The sequence below is a fragment of the Alcaligenes aquatilis genome, from assembly GCF_003076515.1.
In the GTDB taxonomy this organism is placed as follows: domain Bacteria; phylum Pseudomonadota; class Gammaproteobacteria; order Burkholderiales; family Burkholderiaceae_B; genus Alcaligenes; species Alcaligenes aquatilis.
The window spans coordinates 1753777-1767721 of the sequence record NZ_CP022390.1 but is presented as its reverse complement, the minus strand read 5'-3'; the positions used below and the strand labels follow the sequence as shown (position 1 = coordinate 1767721).

Here is a 13945-nt window from a genome sequence, read left to right as displayed (position 1 = left end):
TTTGAAAACCTATACCTTGCCCGACCCGGATGGACATTTTGGTCAGTTTGGTGGTTCGTTTGTCGCTGAAACGCTGGTCCACGCCCTGGACGAGTTGAAAGCAGCCTACGAACAGTATCGGAACGATCCTGAGTTTCTGCGCGAGTTTCATTACGAACTCAAGCATTTTGTCGGTCGTCCCAGCCCCGTGTACCATGCCCGTCGATGGTCGGAGCAACTAGGTGGAGCTCAGATCTGGTTCAAGCGCGAAGACCTCAATCACACTGGCGCACACAAGATCAATAACTGTATTGGTCAGATCCTGCTGGCTCGCCGCATGGGCAAGCCACGCATTATTGCTGAAACCGGTGCAGGCCAGCACGGCGTGGCAACGGCTACGGTCGCTGCCCGTTACGGTCTGGAATGTGTGGTCTACATGGGTAGCGAGGACGTGCGTCGTCAGGCTTCCAATGTGTACCGCATGAAGCTGCTCGGTGCGACGGTTGTGCCCGTGGAATCCGGTTCGCGCACCCTGAAAGATGCGCTGAACGAGGCTATGCGTGACTGGGTCACCAACATCAGTAATACCTTCTACATCATTGGTACGGTGGCTGGCCCTCATCCTTACCCGATGATGGTGCGCGACTTCCAATGCGTGATCGGTGAAGAGTGCGTGCAGCAAATGCCTGAGGATGCCGGTCGTCAGCCTGATTACGTCTTGGCGTCGGTCGGTGGCGGTTCCAATGCCATGGGCATTTTCTACCCCTATATCGAGCACAAGGATGTGGAGCTGATCGGTGTGGAAGCGGCTGGACGCGGCCTGGATACGCTGGAGCACTCGGCTTCCCTGAACAAGGGACTGGTGGGTGTGCTGCACGGTAACCGTACCTATGTACTGCAGGATGATGACGGCAACGTCATGCCTACGCACTCGGTGTCGGCTGGTCTGGATTACCCGGGTGTGGGCCCCGAGCACGCCTGGCTGAAAGATTGTGGCCGCGCCCACTACGCCACCTGCACCGATGAAGACGCTCTGAAAGCGTTTCACGATTGCTGCCGCATCGAAGGCATCATGCCTGCGCTGGAGTCCTCGCACGCGCTGGCTCATGCGGCTCGCATTGCTCCGACTTTGTCCAAGGATAAAATCATTCTGGTCAGTTTGTCCGGTCGTGGCGATAAGGACATGCATACGGTCGCCGAGTACGGCGGCTTGACTCTGTAAGCAATCGGGAACTGATATGTCGAGTAATGTGCGTCTGCAAAAGACGTTTGAAGGTTTGAACGGGCGTTGCGCCCTGGTGCCGTATATTACGGCCGGAGACCCTTCGGTGCCCGCTACCGTGGCCTTGATGCATGCCTTGCGTCAGGCCGGGGCAGATGTCATTGAATTGGGTGTGCCTTTTTCTGATCCCACTGCCGATGGCCCGGTGATTCAGCAAGCCGCTGAACGTGCCATCAGCCGTGGTGTCGGCTTGCGTAAAGTGCTGGAGATTGTGCAGCAGTTTCGCCTGATCGACGAGGAAACGCCGGTTGTGCTGATGGGTTACGCCAATCCTATCGAACGTATCGGTCAGGCCGAGTTTGCCGTGATGGCAGGCAAGGCGGGTGTGGACGGCGTGCTGACGGTGGATTACCCGCCTGAAGAGTCCGAGGATTTCACCCGTTTGCTGACCGAGCAGGGCGTGGACACCATTTTCCTGCTGTCGCCCACTTCCACGGACGAACGCATTGCCAAGGTGGCCGAGTTGGCTCAAGGCTATGTGTACTATGTTTCCCTGAAAGGGGTGACCGGTTCGGCCCAGATTGATGTGGCTGATGTGGAACACCACTTGCAGCGCATTCGTCAGCACGTCAAAATTCCGGTCGGAGTAGGTTTCGGGATTCGTGATGCGCAAAGTGCCAAAGCCATCTCCCGTTGTGCGGACGCAGTTGTTATTGGTTCCAAGCTGATTCAGACTATGGAGCAGGCTGTGCAAGAAAACGCGGGCAAAGAGCAAAAGGATAAGGACGCAGCGGCGGTTGCCGCGGCCAGTCAATGGCTCGCACAGATACGTCAGGCGCTGGATAATTAGCCTAAATACCTATTCCGCGTATAGAATCATCTGCCTGTTCTTGAGGAACAGGCGCTTTTTTTCAGAATAAAGAGTTTGGTGGGCCGGGTGCCGGCCAAGCGAAAACAGGATCTAACAATGAGCTGGATCGAGAAAATACTCCCGCCGCGAATTAACCGTAACCCCGAAAGCAGCCGTCGCGTTCCCGAGGGGCTGTGGGTGAAATGTCCGTCGTGTGAGTCTGTGCTCTACAAGGAAGATCTCCAGGCAACTTTGAATGTTTGCCCCAAGTGCAGTCATCACATGCGTATTGGTGCGCGTGGCCGGATCAAATCCTTGCTGGACCCCGAAGGCCAGACCGAAATTGGTTCTAACACCCGTCCTATGGACCCCTTGAAGTTCCGCGATTCGCGCAAATACACCGAACGCGTTTCCGAGGCAGCCAAACAAACGGGCGAAACTGAGGCGATGGTGGTCATGAGCGGCACGATTTTGTCTGTGCCAGCCGTGGTGGCTTGCTTCGAGTTTGAATACATGGCCGGTTCCATGGGGTCGGTGGTGGGTGAGCGTTTCACACGTGGTGTTAAGGCGGCTATTGCCGACCGTAGTCCTTTCATCTGTGTGGCCGCTTCGGGTGGCGCGCGTATGCAGGAGAGCTTGTTCTCCCTGATGCAGATGGCCAAGACCACGGCTATCCTGGCCGAACTGTCCGAGGCGGGTTTGCCGTTTATCAGTATTTTGACTGACCCAACCATGGGTGGTGTATCGGCCAGTTTTGCCTTTATGGGCGATGTGGTGATTGCCGAGCCTAATGCCTTGATTGGCTTTGCCGGTCCTCGCGTGATTGAGCAGACTGTGCGTGAGAAGCTGCCTGAAGGCTTCCAGCGTGCCGAGTTCTTGCTGGAGAAGGGCGCGATCGATATGGTGGTGGACCGTCGTGAGTTGCAGCGTGAACTGGCGGAGCTGCTGGCTTTGTTGACTCGTCAACCGGCTGAGGCTGTGTCGCGTCATTCTTGATTGCCACGGCTTGACGCTTAGGGAAAAACGCCATCTGGGTTCAGGTGGCGTTTTTTTTTGCCTACTCCGCTGTAGTTTTTTTTGCATAGGGGGTTGTGCTATTGGAACGTTGGTCTCTTGGTTGAGACTTCAGGGCGAGATTGGCTTGGTTTTCTTGGGGTGGGGGGAGTACGGCCTGGGGGCGGGGCCTTGGCCCGTGCTGCGCACGGGTGCTCTTGGCTATTGAACAACCCAGGCGCCCAGTGAACTCGCCAGGTACTCGGTCCCCTCGGACCAAGTACAAGCGTCTGGCCCGAACAGCGCTGGGTTTGCACCCTGGATTGTTCAATAGCCCGCGGCCAAAGCTCTGACTCGCATTCGGGCTGTACTCCCTACCTCAAGAAAAAGGGAATATCGCAGAGGGCTCAAATAGAGGGCTGTATCTGCTGTCTGCACCTGCAACTGTCCTGTGTCTGAGCCTGTGTTTTGGCCTATGCCTCGTTCGGTTGTGTATGCGCGTACGTTTTCTGCGCTGTTGGCTTCAGCTTTGTTTTTTCTCTTTATTCCTATCTTCGGCTTTGTATGCAACTGGAGTTGAAAGAGTGGTGGGTTTGAGCTTAGGGCTAAGACTAGGGCGGGTTTAATGCTGGGCTAGATGCCGAGGCGGGTGGGGCTAGGCTGGAGTTTGGGCGAAAGAGGATAGGGGCTTGTTGGGGGAGTGGCTTGGATTAGCGGGAAGGGAGAAGGGGAAGGAGAAGGGGCTCAGGTGATTGCTCTTTGTGGATACGACAGGCATAAAAAACGCCGCCCTGGAGGGCGGCGTTTTTAGTCTTGCTGTTTACTGCGTTTCGACCTGTTGCAGCGGTTCGCTGTTCTCGGTTTCTGCAGTACGTTGCTTGCGTGGGCGACCCAGGCGCACTGGTGCAGGCTGATAGTCGTCCTGTGTTGCCGAGCGAGCGGTTTCCACCAGTTCGATGCCTGCGGCGTTCAGTACGGCTTCCAGAGGAGCGGCAGCGGGCTTCTGTGCTTGTTCGGCGGCAGGAGTCTCTGTGGCAGCGGTTTGAGTCTCTACGCGAGTCTCTGCGGCTGCAGTTTCCACTGGAGTGGCTTGAACGGCTGGGGCTTCAGTTGTGGACTGAGCTTGTGCAGGAGTCGCGGCTGTTTCTACGGCTTCAGCTGGAGCTTCGGTGACTTCTGCTTTGGCTGGTTCGGCAGCAGCTTCTGCTTGTACAGGAGCAATGGCCTCTTCAGCTGCAGGAGCTTCTGGAGCGACTTCGGCGGCGGGAACAGTTGTCTCTTTCTGAGCAGCAGCGGTTTCGACGGCTACAGTTTCCACTGGAGCAGCTTCAACGGCTGGGGTTTCTGCCACGGCTTGGGCTTCTGCTGGAGTTGCAGCTGTTTCTACGGCTTCGGCTTGAGCTTCAACGATTTCTGCTTTTGCAGGTTCGGCAGCAGCTTCTGCTTGCACAGGAGCAACAGTTTCTTCAGCAGCAGGAGCTTCTGGAGCAACTTCGGCCTGAACGGCTGGAGCGGCTACTTCTTCCTGAGCTGAGGCGGTTTCAACTGCGGCTGCTTGAGTCGTGACGACTTCTTGAGCAGGTTGTGCAGCTTCGGCAGCGGCTGGAGCTTCCTGAGCGGCGACAGCCGTCACTTCTTGGGCTGCTGGTGCCTCTACGGCTGCTTGGGGCTGCTCAGGCTCGGCTGCTGCGGTTTGGGCAGCGGCTTGTTCCTGGGCATCCAGGGCAGCGGGGTTAAAGCTGGGTGTTGCGTGAGCAACGTAGGCGCTGGTATTGCCTTCTTCGCTGTTCTCTTCGTTTTCGGCCACTGCGTTGGCGTCTGTGTTGCGACGACCACGACGGCTACGACGACGGCGACGTTTGCGCTCTGGATCCAGGGCGCCGTTCTCGCTGTTTTCGTCCGTTTCAGTATCCGAGTTGTCGCCGGTATCAGTGTTGTCGGCCTCAGCCAGCTGTTCAGCACGTTTTTGTGCTTCTTGCTTGGTGGCGGCAACAGCAGAGGCTGCGGCAATGCTGGCAACAGCCTGTTCGGGCTGGGCGGCCGTGCTGTTGAGGTCTTTGTTCAGCTCGACGTTTTCTGTGCTGCCTTCTTCGCGGCGTTGACGGCCACGGCCTCGACGGTTACGTGGGTTGCGGCTGTTGCTGCTGCCTTCGTCGGCGGTGGCAGGCGTCGTAGTCGTGCTGGTGCTTTGCGGGGCTTCCGAGGCGGCTTCGTTATTGGCCGAGGCATTGCGGCGGCGACCACGGGTATTCGCGCTGGTGCTTTCCGTGCTGGCTTTTTCTTCCTGAGCTGCTTCCGGGCGGTTGGACTGGCGACGACCACGTCCACCTTGACCACGGCCACCGTGGGATTGGCCTGGACGGCCTTGGCGGCGACCGGAAGGAGATTTGCTCTCTTCGGATTTGCTGGCTTCGGTCACGGGCTCCGTGGGTGTACCGGACAACCAGCTCAGCAAACGTTTGAGCAGGCCGGGTTTGTTGTCGCTGGCAGCGGCGCTGGCGGCTGCGGCAGCAGCAGCTGGCTTGCTCATGGGAGCAGGCTGGGCCGGCGTGGTGCTTTTGACCAGGGCTTCTGGACGAGGCTTGATTTCGTGGCTGCGGTGCGGCACCAGGCTGTCTTGCTGTTCAGGCTGCTGAACCAGCTCGTAGCTGCTGCGCAGTTCGTCCAGGCGTGGGTCATCGTGGCGCAGGCGCTCGATGATGTGGTGCGGGGTTTCCAGATTCTTGTTGGGAATCAGGATCAGGGCGATGTTCAGACGTGATTCGATTTTGGTGATGTCAGCGCGCTTTTCGTTCAGCAAGAAAGTAGCCACGTCCACCGGCACTTGAGCGTGCAGGGCGGCAGTGCCTTCTTTCATGGCTTCTTCTTGCAGCAGGCGCAGAACATGCAGGGCGCTGGATTCAGCATCGCGAATCACGCCGGTACCGGTGCATCGTGGGCACGTGATGTGAGAGCCTTCGTTCAGGGCAGGGCGCAGGCGCTGACGAGACAGTTCCATCAGGCCAAAGCGCGAGATCTTGCCCATCTGAACACGAGCACGATCCAGGTGCAGGGCGTCACGCAGGCGTTGTTCGACAGCACGCTGGTTCTTGCTGTCTTCCATATCGATGAAATCGATAACAATCAGGCCACCCAAGTCACGCAAACGCAACTGGCGGGCCACTTCGTCGGCTGCTTCCTGGTTGGTGCGCAGGGCGGTTTCTTCAATATCGGCACCACGCGTGGAGCGGGCCGAGTTCACGTCAATGGCAACCAGCGCTTCGGTATGGTCGATAACGACAGCACCACCCGACGGCAATTGCACGGTACGTGAGTAAGCAGTTTCGATCTGGTGTTCGATCTGAAAGCGCGAGAACAGGGGGATGTCATCGCGGTACATTTTCACGCGATGCAAGTTGTCGGGCATGACCACGCTCATGAAGGCGGCGGCCTGCTCGTGAATTTCATCCGTGTCGATCAGGATCTCGCCAATATCGGGCGAGAAGTAATCGCGTATCGCCCGGATAACCAGACTGGATTCCAGATAAATCAGGATAGGGGCAGCATTGTCGCGGGCCGCGCCGTCAATGGCGGTCCACAGCTGCATCAGGTAGTTCAGGTCCCACTGCAGTTCTTCGACGCTGCGGCCGATACCTGCGGTGCGGGCGATGATGCTCATGCCCTGCGGGATATCCAGCTGGTCCATGGCTTCGCGCAGTTCCTGGCGGTCTTCGCCTTCCACGCGGCGCGATACGCCACCCCCACGAGGGTTGTTGGGCATCAGAACCAGATAGCGACCTGCCAGGGAAATAAAGGTGGTCAGGGCAGCGCCCTTGTTGCCACGCTCTTCTTTTTCAACCTGGATGATCAGTTCCTGGCCTTCGACCAGGGCGTCCTGGATGCGGGCGCTGCGTACATCAACCCCTTCTTTGAAGTAGCTGCGAGCCACTTCTTTGAAAGGCAGAAAGCCGTGACGCTCTTCACCGTAACTGACGAAGCAGGCTTCCAGGCCGGGTTCGATACGGGTGATGACCCCTTTGTAAATATTGCCTTTGCGCTGTTCGCGCCCGGCTGTTTCGATGTCGAGGTCAATGAGTTTTTGACCGTCAACAATGGCGACGCGTAGTTCTTCTTGATGCGTCGCATTGAACAACATGCGTTTCATGAGTGTGGATCTCCGTTGTCATGGAGCACCGAAATATCGGCGCACGACCGCGGGTCACAGGTGTGTAGCGCTATAGCTGCATCAGTTTGGGGCAGGCAGGCAAAATCGGCCTACCGGCTTATAGTCTGGGAGGCACGAGTCGCGCCAAAGCGCGAAGTTCAATCAGCAGGAGGGTCAGAGTCACAGTGTGTGTTTGACGAATATAAAATTGCTGGGGGAACGGCAGTCGCATAAATCATGCGGCTGGTGCAAAAGAACGGGACAATCTGTGCAGGAATTCAGCGCCGCACGCGGGAGGAAAGCATCTCTTGGAAAGCGGGCCTTCTTGCCACACGACTTTCGTTATTTCGGACTCACCCCGGCGACCTTATGACCCGGAAGCTGGAACTCAAGGATACAATTATCAGTCCTTGGTTATCCAACGGAGACGCACCCTTTGCATCTCTACGCTGGACCCAGTCTCAGCTTCTATAGGCTGAAGCGATTATATGCCCCTTTTTGTTATGTGCAAACCTCATGAATCACAAAGATCAGCCCCTCAAGTGCGAATATTACGCATTGATGAAACGCGGGCGGGTCAGCGTATAGATAATTTTTTGTTACGCGAATGTAAAGGGGTGCCAAAAAGCCACATTTACAAAGCCATTCGCGGCGGTCAGGTTCGCGTGAACAAAGGCCGCATCAGCAGCGACTATCGCTTGCAAGATGGCGATATGGTGCGGATTCCGCCTCTGCGTCTGCCTGAACCCGAGCAGGCCCGTCCCGTCCCCGCTGCCGTTTTCCCAGTGGTGTTCGAGGACGAGCACATGATGGTGATCGACAAACCTGCCGGTGTGGCTGTGCATGGTGGCAGTGGCGTGTCTTTTGGTGTCATCGAGCAGTTGCGTGCGGCGCGCCCTCAGGCACCCTTTCTGGAACTGGCTCACCGTCTGGATCGTGACACCTCCGGTTTGCTGATTATTGCTAAACGTCGCGCGGCTTTGGTCGGTTTGCATGATATGTTCCGTGAAATCCGTGCCCGCAAGTTTTACTGGGCGCTGGTGCAGGGCGATTGGGTGAACGATCGTCAACATATTCGTTTCCCCTTGCTGCGCTGGCTGACTGAAAGTGGCGAGCGGCGCGTCAAGGTTGACCCGGCTGGCAAGCCTGCGCATACCATCATCACCATGCAGCGCCGCTTTGGCCGCTTTACCTTGGTGCAGGCCGAGCTGAAAACCGGCCGTACTCACCAGATTCGTGTTCATTTGGCCCATTCGGGTTTTCCGATTGTGGGTGATGATAAATATGGCGACGATGCCATCCGCGATCAATTTGCCCGTCAAGGTTTCAAGCGCATGTTCCTGCATTCGGGACGCTTGGAGTTCAATCATCCTGTCACCGGACAGCCCCTGGTTCTGGAGGCGGCTTTGCCAGCGGCCTGTCAGGCCGTTCTTGAGCGTTTGGAGAAGTTGTTATGACGCGTTACGCCGCCGTTCTGTTTGATTGGGACGGCACAGTTATGGATTCGACGTACTCAATTGCCAGTTCTATTCAGTTGGCCAGTGCGGACCTGCAATTGCCTGTGCCTTCGATTCAGCAAGCCAGTTGGGTTATTGGTTTGTCGCTGGAAAGCGCCTTGTACCGCGCTGTACCGGATTTGACCGCCGAGCAGATGCCGCTGTTTCTGGAGCGTTACCGCTATCATTTCATGCAGCGTGACCCTCATATCAAGCTTTTTGACGGAATTTTACCTTTCATGGGTGAACTTCGTGGCCGTCAGATTGCCTTAGGAGTGGCAACAGGTAAAAGTCGTCAAGGTCTGGACAGGGTGTTGCAGCAGGTCAAACTCAGCACTTTTTTTGATGCGACCCGTTGTGCGGACGAAACCCGCAGCAAGCCAGATCCGGAAATGCTGCATCAATTGCTGGCTGAATTGATGCTGGAGCCCGAACAGGTCTTGATGGTGGGTGATACCGTGCATGATATTCACATGGCGGCCAATGCGGGCATGGATAGTGTGGCTGTCACATATGGCGCACACGATCCTCAAACTCTGGCCAAGGCAGAGCCTACGGTCATGGTTGATAATGTGGCGCAAATGCGCGATTGGGTATTGGCACGGATTTAAGACAAGGCAAGCGGGTTTGATGGCCGCCTTGCCGGCAGGTTCAAGGAGATGGAGATGTTCAAATCACGCTCGCAGCCCATACGTCCCTCTGAAATTACTGATGAGTCGGTCTGGCGGGCTCGCCGCCGTCTGCTGTTGCAGGCTCCGGGGGCCTTGGCCTTGGCGGCCAGCTTGCCGGGTCAGGCTCAGGCCGTCCCTGTGGGGCAGGCCTTGACGTTCACGCCTTCCCAGCGTTGGAAGCTGGACGAGACGCCCACCCGCGAGTCCGATGTCACCACCTACAATAATTTCTATGAATTTGGCACGGGCAAGGAAGACCCTGCGCGTCACTCGGGGAAATTCAAGACGGAACCCTGGACCTTGCAGATCGACGGTTTGGTGAACAAGCCGCTGACCCTGGATATGGATCAGATCTTGAAGCTCGCCCCCTTGGAAGAGCGTATCTACCGCCTGCGGTGTGTGGAAGCCTGGTCCATGGTAGTGCCTTGGGTAGGGTATTCCTTGTCGGCCCTGTTGAAACAGGCGTCGCCCCAAGGCTCAGCCCGCTTTGTTCGCTTTGAAACGGCAGCAGACCCGGAAACCATGCCGGGCTTGCGCTCACGTATCTTGGACTGGCCTTACGTGGAAGCATTGCGGCTGGATGAGGCCATGCACCCGTTGACCTTGCTGGCTACCGGTCTTTACGGAAAAAGCCTGCCTGTTCAGAACGGAGCGCCTGTGCGGTTGATCGTGCCCTGGAAGTATGGCTTCAAGTCGGCCAAGTCCCTGGTGCGAATTACCCTGACGGACACCATGCCCGAGTCCAGCTGGATGAAGGTGGCTCCTCATGAATATGGTTTTTACGCCAATGTAAACCCCGAGGTGCCGCATCCGCGCTGGAGTCAGGCGACTGAGCGAGTCATTGGTTCGGGATTTTTTGCCACTAAAAAGCCGACCTTGCCTTTCAATGGCTATGCACAAGACGTGGCTGGCATGTATGCCGATATGGATTTGAGGCGGTTTTACTAATGGCTACCTGGAAGGCCGCCCAGTTAGACAGGCTCAAGCCCCTGGTGTTTTTGTTGGGCTTGTTTCCCTTGGGGCGCTGGGTATGGCTGGGTTTCAATAATGGTCTGAGTGCGAATCCCGCCGAGTTTTTGACGCGCTCCAGCGGGGTCTGGGCCTTGGTGCTGTTATTGCTGACCCTGGCCTTGAGCCCCGTACGGCGTTTGCTGGCGCAACCCGCTTTGGTGCGTTGGCGTCGTATGTTGGGTTTGTTCAGTTTCTTTTATGCTGCTTTGCATACGCTGGCCTGGGCCTGGTGGGATCGTTCGGGGGATTGGCTGTCCATGTGGCAGGACGTGGTACAGCGGCCCTTGATCGCTATTGGTGTGGTGGCTGTGCTGATTTTATTGGCCTTGACCCTGACCTCCACGAATGGCTGGCAAAAGCGTTTGGGTCGTGGCTGGAGTCGTTTGCATCAGACGGTGTATCTGGCGGCGGTCCTATCCATTCTGCATTTTTATCTGATTCGTATCGGTAAAAATGATGTGGTGGAGGTCTATGTTTATGGTTTGGTGCTGGCGGGTTTGTTGATTTTGCGCCGCTGGCCCACCCTGAATAAGACAGAGCATTAAAAAGAACAGGTAATGAGCACTAGCCCATTACCTGTTTTTTTTTTAATCCAAACTTTGCAAAATGGCGGCTGTTTCGGCGTCCAGAATACCGTCATAGCGGGCCGGACGGTAGTGCATCTGAAAAGCGGCAATCACGTTTTGTGTGGCCTTGTCGAAAACACCACTGTCCGGAGTCTCATAGCCTGCTTTTCGCAGCAGAGCCTGAGTTTGAGCAGCAGAGGGCAGGGGGCGCGTAGCGTACTGTGCTTGCAGCGCGTGAGCCTGTGATTCCTTGTACCAACGGCCTATGCCCGCTTGGGCCAGTTCCTTCCAGGGGAAATGGGGGCCGGGATCCAGCTTGCGCTGTGGGGCCACATCGCTGTGACCAATAATATTGCGAGCAGACACGCCATGGCGCTGAGCCAGATCTTTTAACAATACTTTGATTGCCTCAATTTGCCCGGATGTATACGGGGCCCAGCGGCCATCTGCCAGGCGTCCCATGTTCACGATTTCGATGCCGATAGAGCCGGTGTTCAGGTCCGTGAAGCCGTACCAGGAGCCTATGCCAGCGTGCCAGGCGCGGCGCTCTTCCGGAACCAGGCGGTAGACAGTAGGACGACGCTCGTCGCTGACCAGGTAATGGGCGCTGACATCGCGTTGTGTCAGCACTTTTAGAGACGTGGCGTGGTCGCCGGCGGTGTAGTGCATGACCAGATATCGCACTCGGCTGTTTTGGCCCTGAGCGCTATAGCTGTCATCAAGTTTGAAGGGGCCACTACCGCCACAAGCCGCCAATAAGGCCGTCAGGCTGAGCGCGCCAATCCGAAGGCTGCGTTTCAAGGCGGGGGTAAGGCAAGACAGGGGTTTCATCTTAACGACCCGCCAGAAACAAGAAAATGCAGGGGGTTTTGTCCAGGGCGGGCGCTGGGCGTTCACGCCACTGTTCCACCGTGGCGGTCTGGATCAATTCACGCGAACCCGTCAGATCACGTGCCAGACACAAGCGTGTTGTGGGCTTCAGTGCCTGCAGCAGGGTGCTGTACATGGCCTGGTTGCGGTAAGGCGTTTCGATCAGGATCTGAGTTTGTTTCAAGGTCTGGGACTGGCTTTCCCATTGTCTAAGCTGCTTGGCGCGTGCGGCGCCATCGACAGGCGCATAGCCGTGAAATACAAACTGTTGTCCGTCCAGGCCGCTGGCCATCAGGCTCAACAAAATGGAGGAGGGGCCAACGTGTGGACGCACAGGGATTTTCATTTCGTGGGCCATGGCCACCACTAGTGCGCCGGGGTCGGCCACCGCAGGGCAGCCAGCTTCTGACACAAGGCCAATCGCCTGGCCTTGTAGGGCGACTTTCAACCACTCGCGCATTTCACCGGGTTTGTTGCCGCGCTTGTCCAAGGTATGAATGGTGATTTCCTGCAAAGGCACCACTGGCTCGACCAGTTTCAGAAAAGCACGGGCGGTTTTGGCGTTCTCGGCAATAAAGACGGTCAGTTCGCGCGTCAAGGCTTTGACGTCGGCGGGTAGCCAGCCGCTGATCGGGCTCTCGCTTAAGCCTACGGGGATCAGATGCAAGGGGGCGGCTTGGGGCATGGCGAATCAGTCCTAAACGGAAGGGGTAAGAAGGTTGGGGCGCAAGGGGTTTAATCCAAAGTGACGCAGCATGGTGCACAGCTCGATCAGGGGCAGGCCGATGATCGCGGTCGGATCGTCCGAGCGCATGGATTCCATCAGAGCAATCCCCAGACTTTCGGCTTTGGCGCTGCCAGCAGTGTCATAAGGCCTTTCTTGCAGCAAATAGTGCTCAATTTCCTCATCGCTTAATGCGCGAAAACGACAATTGGTAACAATATCGCTGCACAGCAGTTCCTGGCCGTCAGTCACGCATAAGGCGCTATGGAAATCAATGTGTTGACCGCTTAGGCGACGCAGTTGTTTCTGTGCACCAGCGTGGTCGCCGGGCTTGCCGATGGCGTCCTGGCCCGACGTGGCAACTTGATCGGAGCCAATCACCAGTGCGCCTGGGTTTAGCTGGCTGATACGGGTGGCTTTTTCACGCGCCAGACGCAGGCTGAGCTGTGCAGGAGCCTCCCCAGGAAGTGGGGTTTCGTCAATGTCAGGAGACTGACAGGTGAAAGGCAGGCCCAAACGCGCTAACATAGCGCGGCGATAGACTGAGCTTGATGCAAGGATGAGACGCATGGTGTGTTTTAGCTGTGCTTTGGTTTGACTGCTTTGTGCTTAGCACGGTATTATCTAATGTTTTCTTCGTTATTGAAATGGTTGTGGGCTAGCTTGGCAGTTTGCCAGCGAGGTTTTACATGCTTCAATACCGAAGGGCAGGGAAAAGAAGCAGTACAAGAAAAATGGTAGAGCGCACCCAAGCGATACCAAGGCAGTAAAACAAACAAGCAGCAAACAAGCGACAAGCAAAACAAACAAGCGGTATCCAAATCCTGGCAAGACCGCGGTTTGATGCCCTAAGCATACTTATGACGACACAGTATATCGACACCTTGAATCTCGCCCGTGCCCCTCAGGAAATGTCGGGCCAGGTGCTGGTGGAGGATTTGTCTCGTCTGGTATCCGATTTGCCCGATCAAGGCGATTTGCGCATTGACTGGAGCGTTTCGGGTCGGGAGGATTCTGCCCGGCGTCGGTTTGTGCATGTGCAGGCCAAAGGTAGTGTCATTTTGGAATGCCAGCGCTGTGTGAAGCCTTTTGCGTGGCCCATCGATATTTCTAACGAAGTGCAGATTGTGGCAACCGAGGAAGAACTGGAGCTGGACGATGACGATACGGAAGGTCCTGATCGTATCTTGTGTGAAGGCCAGTTGGATGTCCTGGGGCTGGTCGAGGATGAACTGATTCTCAGCGTGCCTTATGTGCCGCGCCATGAGGTTTGTCCCGACGCTCAGTCGCTGTCCATGGACGCTAAGTCAGACGACCTGGATGAATCCGCTTTTGAGCGGCCGTCCCCGTTTGCTGTGCTGGGTTCGCTCAAGAAGTCTTGATTGTTTGTTACTAATTCGTTAATTTTTCGGGCTGCAC

General features: G+C 56.6%; 12 protein-coding genes. 8 read left to right on the top strand and 4 right to left on the bottom strand.

Annotation, left to right across the window (positions count from 1 at the left end):
* The first annotated feature begins 1 nt into the window (after position 1).
* The 3 genes from trpB to accD all read left to right on the top strand — a co-directional run bounded on the left by trpB (position 2) and on the right by accD (position 3047).
* Positions 2 to 1201, top strand: a complete 1200-nt coding sequence (gene trpB / locus CA948_RS08165) for a tryptophan synthase subunit beta (RefSeq protein WP_094197322.1) — start codon at positions 2 to 4, stop codon at positions 1199 to 1201.
* Between the two features lie 16 nt (positions 1202 to 1217).
* Positions 1218 to 2051, top strand: coding sequence for a tryptophan synthase subunit alpha (trpA, locus tag CA948_RS08160; protein WP_094197321.1), 834 nt, complete (start codon positions 1218 to 1220; stop codon positions 2049 to 2051).
* A 117-nt stretch (positions 2052 to 2168) separates the two neighbouring features.
* Complete coding sequence (gene accD / locus CA948_RS08155; RefSeq protein WP_094197320.1) at positions 2169 to 3047, top strand: acetyl-CoA carboxylase, carboxyltransferase subunit beta; 879 nt, start codon at positions 2169 to 2171, stop codon at positions 3045 to 3047.
* Between the two features lie 817 nt (positions 3048 to 3864).
* On the opposite strand, the gene CA948_RS08150 is transcribed toward accD, so the two are convergent.
* Positions 3865 to 7188, bottom strand: a complete 3324-nt coding sequence (locus CA948_RS08150; protein ID WP_108727756.1) for an Rne/Rng family ribonuclease — start codon at positions 7186 to 7188, stop codon at positions 3865 to 3867.
* A gap of 488 nt (positions 7189 to 7676) precedes the next feature.
* On the opposite strand from CA948_RS08150, the gene CA948_RS08145 reads away from it, so the two are divergent.
* The 4 genes from CA948_RS08145 to CA948_RS08130 are packed head-to-tail and all read left to right on the top strand — an operon-like array spanning position 7677 to position 10911.
* Positions 7677 to 8645 carry an RluA family pseudouridine synthase gene (locus tag CA948_RS08145; protein WP_199827831.1) on the top strand — a complete coding sequence of 323 codons (969 nt, stop codon included), beginning with the start codon at positions 7677 to 7679 and terminating at the stop codon, positions 8643 to 8645.
* Positions 8642 to 9295, top strand: a complete 654-nt coding sequence (locus CA948_RS08140) for an HAD family hydrolase (RefSeq protein WP_094197318.1) — start codon at positions 8642 to 8644, stop codon at positions 9293 to 9295. Before CA948_RS08145 ends, CA948_RS08140 begins: the two co-directional genes overlap by 4 nt.
* Before the next feature lie 54 nt (positions 9296 to 9349).
* The gene (msrP, locus tag CA948_RS08135; RefSeq protein WP_108727755.1) at positions 9350 to 10303 is read left to right on the top strand and encodes a protein-methionine-sulfoxide reductase catalytic subunit MsrP; all 954 of its coding nucleotides are present in this window, start codon (positions 9350 to 9352) and stop codon (positions 10301 to 10303) included.
* Entirely contained in the window at positions 10303 to 10911 is a 609-nt protein-coding gene (locus CA948_RS08130) for a protein-methionine-sulfoxide reductase heme-binding subunit MsrQ (protein WP_094197316.1), read from the top strand. Before msrP ends, CA948_RS08130 begins: the two co-directional genes overlap by 1 nt.
* A 42-nt stretch (positions 10912 to 10953) precedes the next feature.
* Here the strand turns inward: CA948_RS08130 and CA948_RS08125 are convergent, their stop codons facing one another.
* The 3 genes from CA948_RS08125 to CA948_RS08115 are packed head-to-tail and all read right to left on the bottom strand — an operon-like array spanning position 10954 to position 13054.
* Positions 10954 to 11763 carry an N-acetylmuramoyl-L-alanine amidase gene (locus tag CA948_RS08125; protein ID WP_094197315.1) on the bottom strand — a complete coding sequence of 270 codons (810 nt, stop codon included), beginning with the start codon at positions 11761 to 11763 and terminating at the stop codon, positions 10954 to 10956.
* Between the two features lies 1 nt (position 11764).
* Complete coding sequence (locus CA948_RS08120) at positions 11765 to 12487, bottom strand: SAM-dependent methyltransferase (RefSeq protein ID WP_094197314.1); 723 nt, start codon at positions 12485 to 12487, stop codon at positions 11765 to 11767.
* 12 nt (positions 12488 to 12499) lie between these two features.
* On the bottom strand, positions 12500 to 13054 hold the full coding sequence (locus CA948_RS08115; protein ID WP_238988667.1) for a Maf family protein: 555 nt from the start codon (positions 13052 to 13054) through the stop codon (positions 12500 to 12502).
* A gap of 332 nt (positions 13055 to 13386) precedes the next feature.
* On the opposite strand from CA948_RS08115, the gene CA948_RS08110 reads away from it, so the two are divergent.
* The gene (locus CA948_RS08110; RefSeq protein WP_108727753.1) at positions 13387 to 13908 is read left to right on the top strand and encodes a YceD family protein; all 522 of its coding nucleotides are present in this window, start codon (positions 13387 to 13389) and stop codon (positions 13906 to 13908) included.
* The last annotated feature ends 37 nt before the right edge of the window (positions 13909 to 13945 follow it).

What these genes read in the sequence shown, in the direction of transcription:
- CA948_RS08110 (WP_108727753.1), top strand. Translation starts at nt 13,387, where the DNA reads ATGACGACACAGTATATCGACACCTTGAATCTCGCCCGTGCCCCTCAG.
- msrP (WP_108727755.1), top strand. Translation starts at nt 9,350, where the DNA reads ATGTTCAAATCACGCTCGCAGCCCATACGTCCCTCTGAAATTACTGAT.
- CA948_RS08120 (WP_094197314.1), bottom strand. Translation starts at nt 12,487, where the DNA reads ATGCCCCAAGCCGCCCCCTTGCATCTGATCCCCGTAGGCTTAAGCGAG.
- CA948_RS08125 (WP_094197315.1), bottom strand. Translation starts at nt 11,763, where the DNA reads ATGAAACCCCTGTCTTGCCTTACCCCCGCCTTGAAACGCAGCCTTCGG.
- CA948_RS08140 (WP_094197318.1), top strand. Translation starts at nt 8,642, where the DNA reads ATGACGCGTTACGCCGCCGTTCTGTTTGATTGGGACGGCACAGTTATG.
- trpA (WP_094197321.1), top strand. Translation starts at nt 1,218, where the DNA reads ATGTCGAGTAATGTGCGTCTGCAAAAGACGTTTGAAGGTTTGAACGGG.
- CA948_RS08115 (WP_238988667.1), bottom strand. Translation starts at nt 13,054, where the DNA reads ATGTTAGCGCGTTTGGGCCTGCCTTTCACCTGTCAGTCTCCTGACATT.
- accD (WP_094197320.1), top strand. Translation starts at nt 2,169, where the DNA reads ATGAGCTGGATCGAGAAAATACTCCCGCCGCGAATTAACCGTAACCCC.
- CA948_RS08145 (WP_199827831.1), top strand. Translation starts at nt 7,677, where the DNA reads ATGCCCCTTTTTGTTATGTGCAAACCTCATGAATCACAAAGATCAGCC.
- CA948_RS08150 (WP_108727756.1), bottom strand. Translation starts at nt 7,188, where the DNA reads ATGAAACGCATGTTGTTCAATGCGACGCATCAAGAAGAACTACGCGTC.
- CA948_RS08130 (WP_094197316.1), top strand. Translation starts at nt 10,303, where the DNA reads ATGGCTACCTGGAAGGCCGCCCAGTTAGACAGGCTCAAGCCCCTGGTG.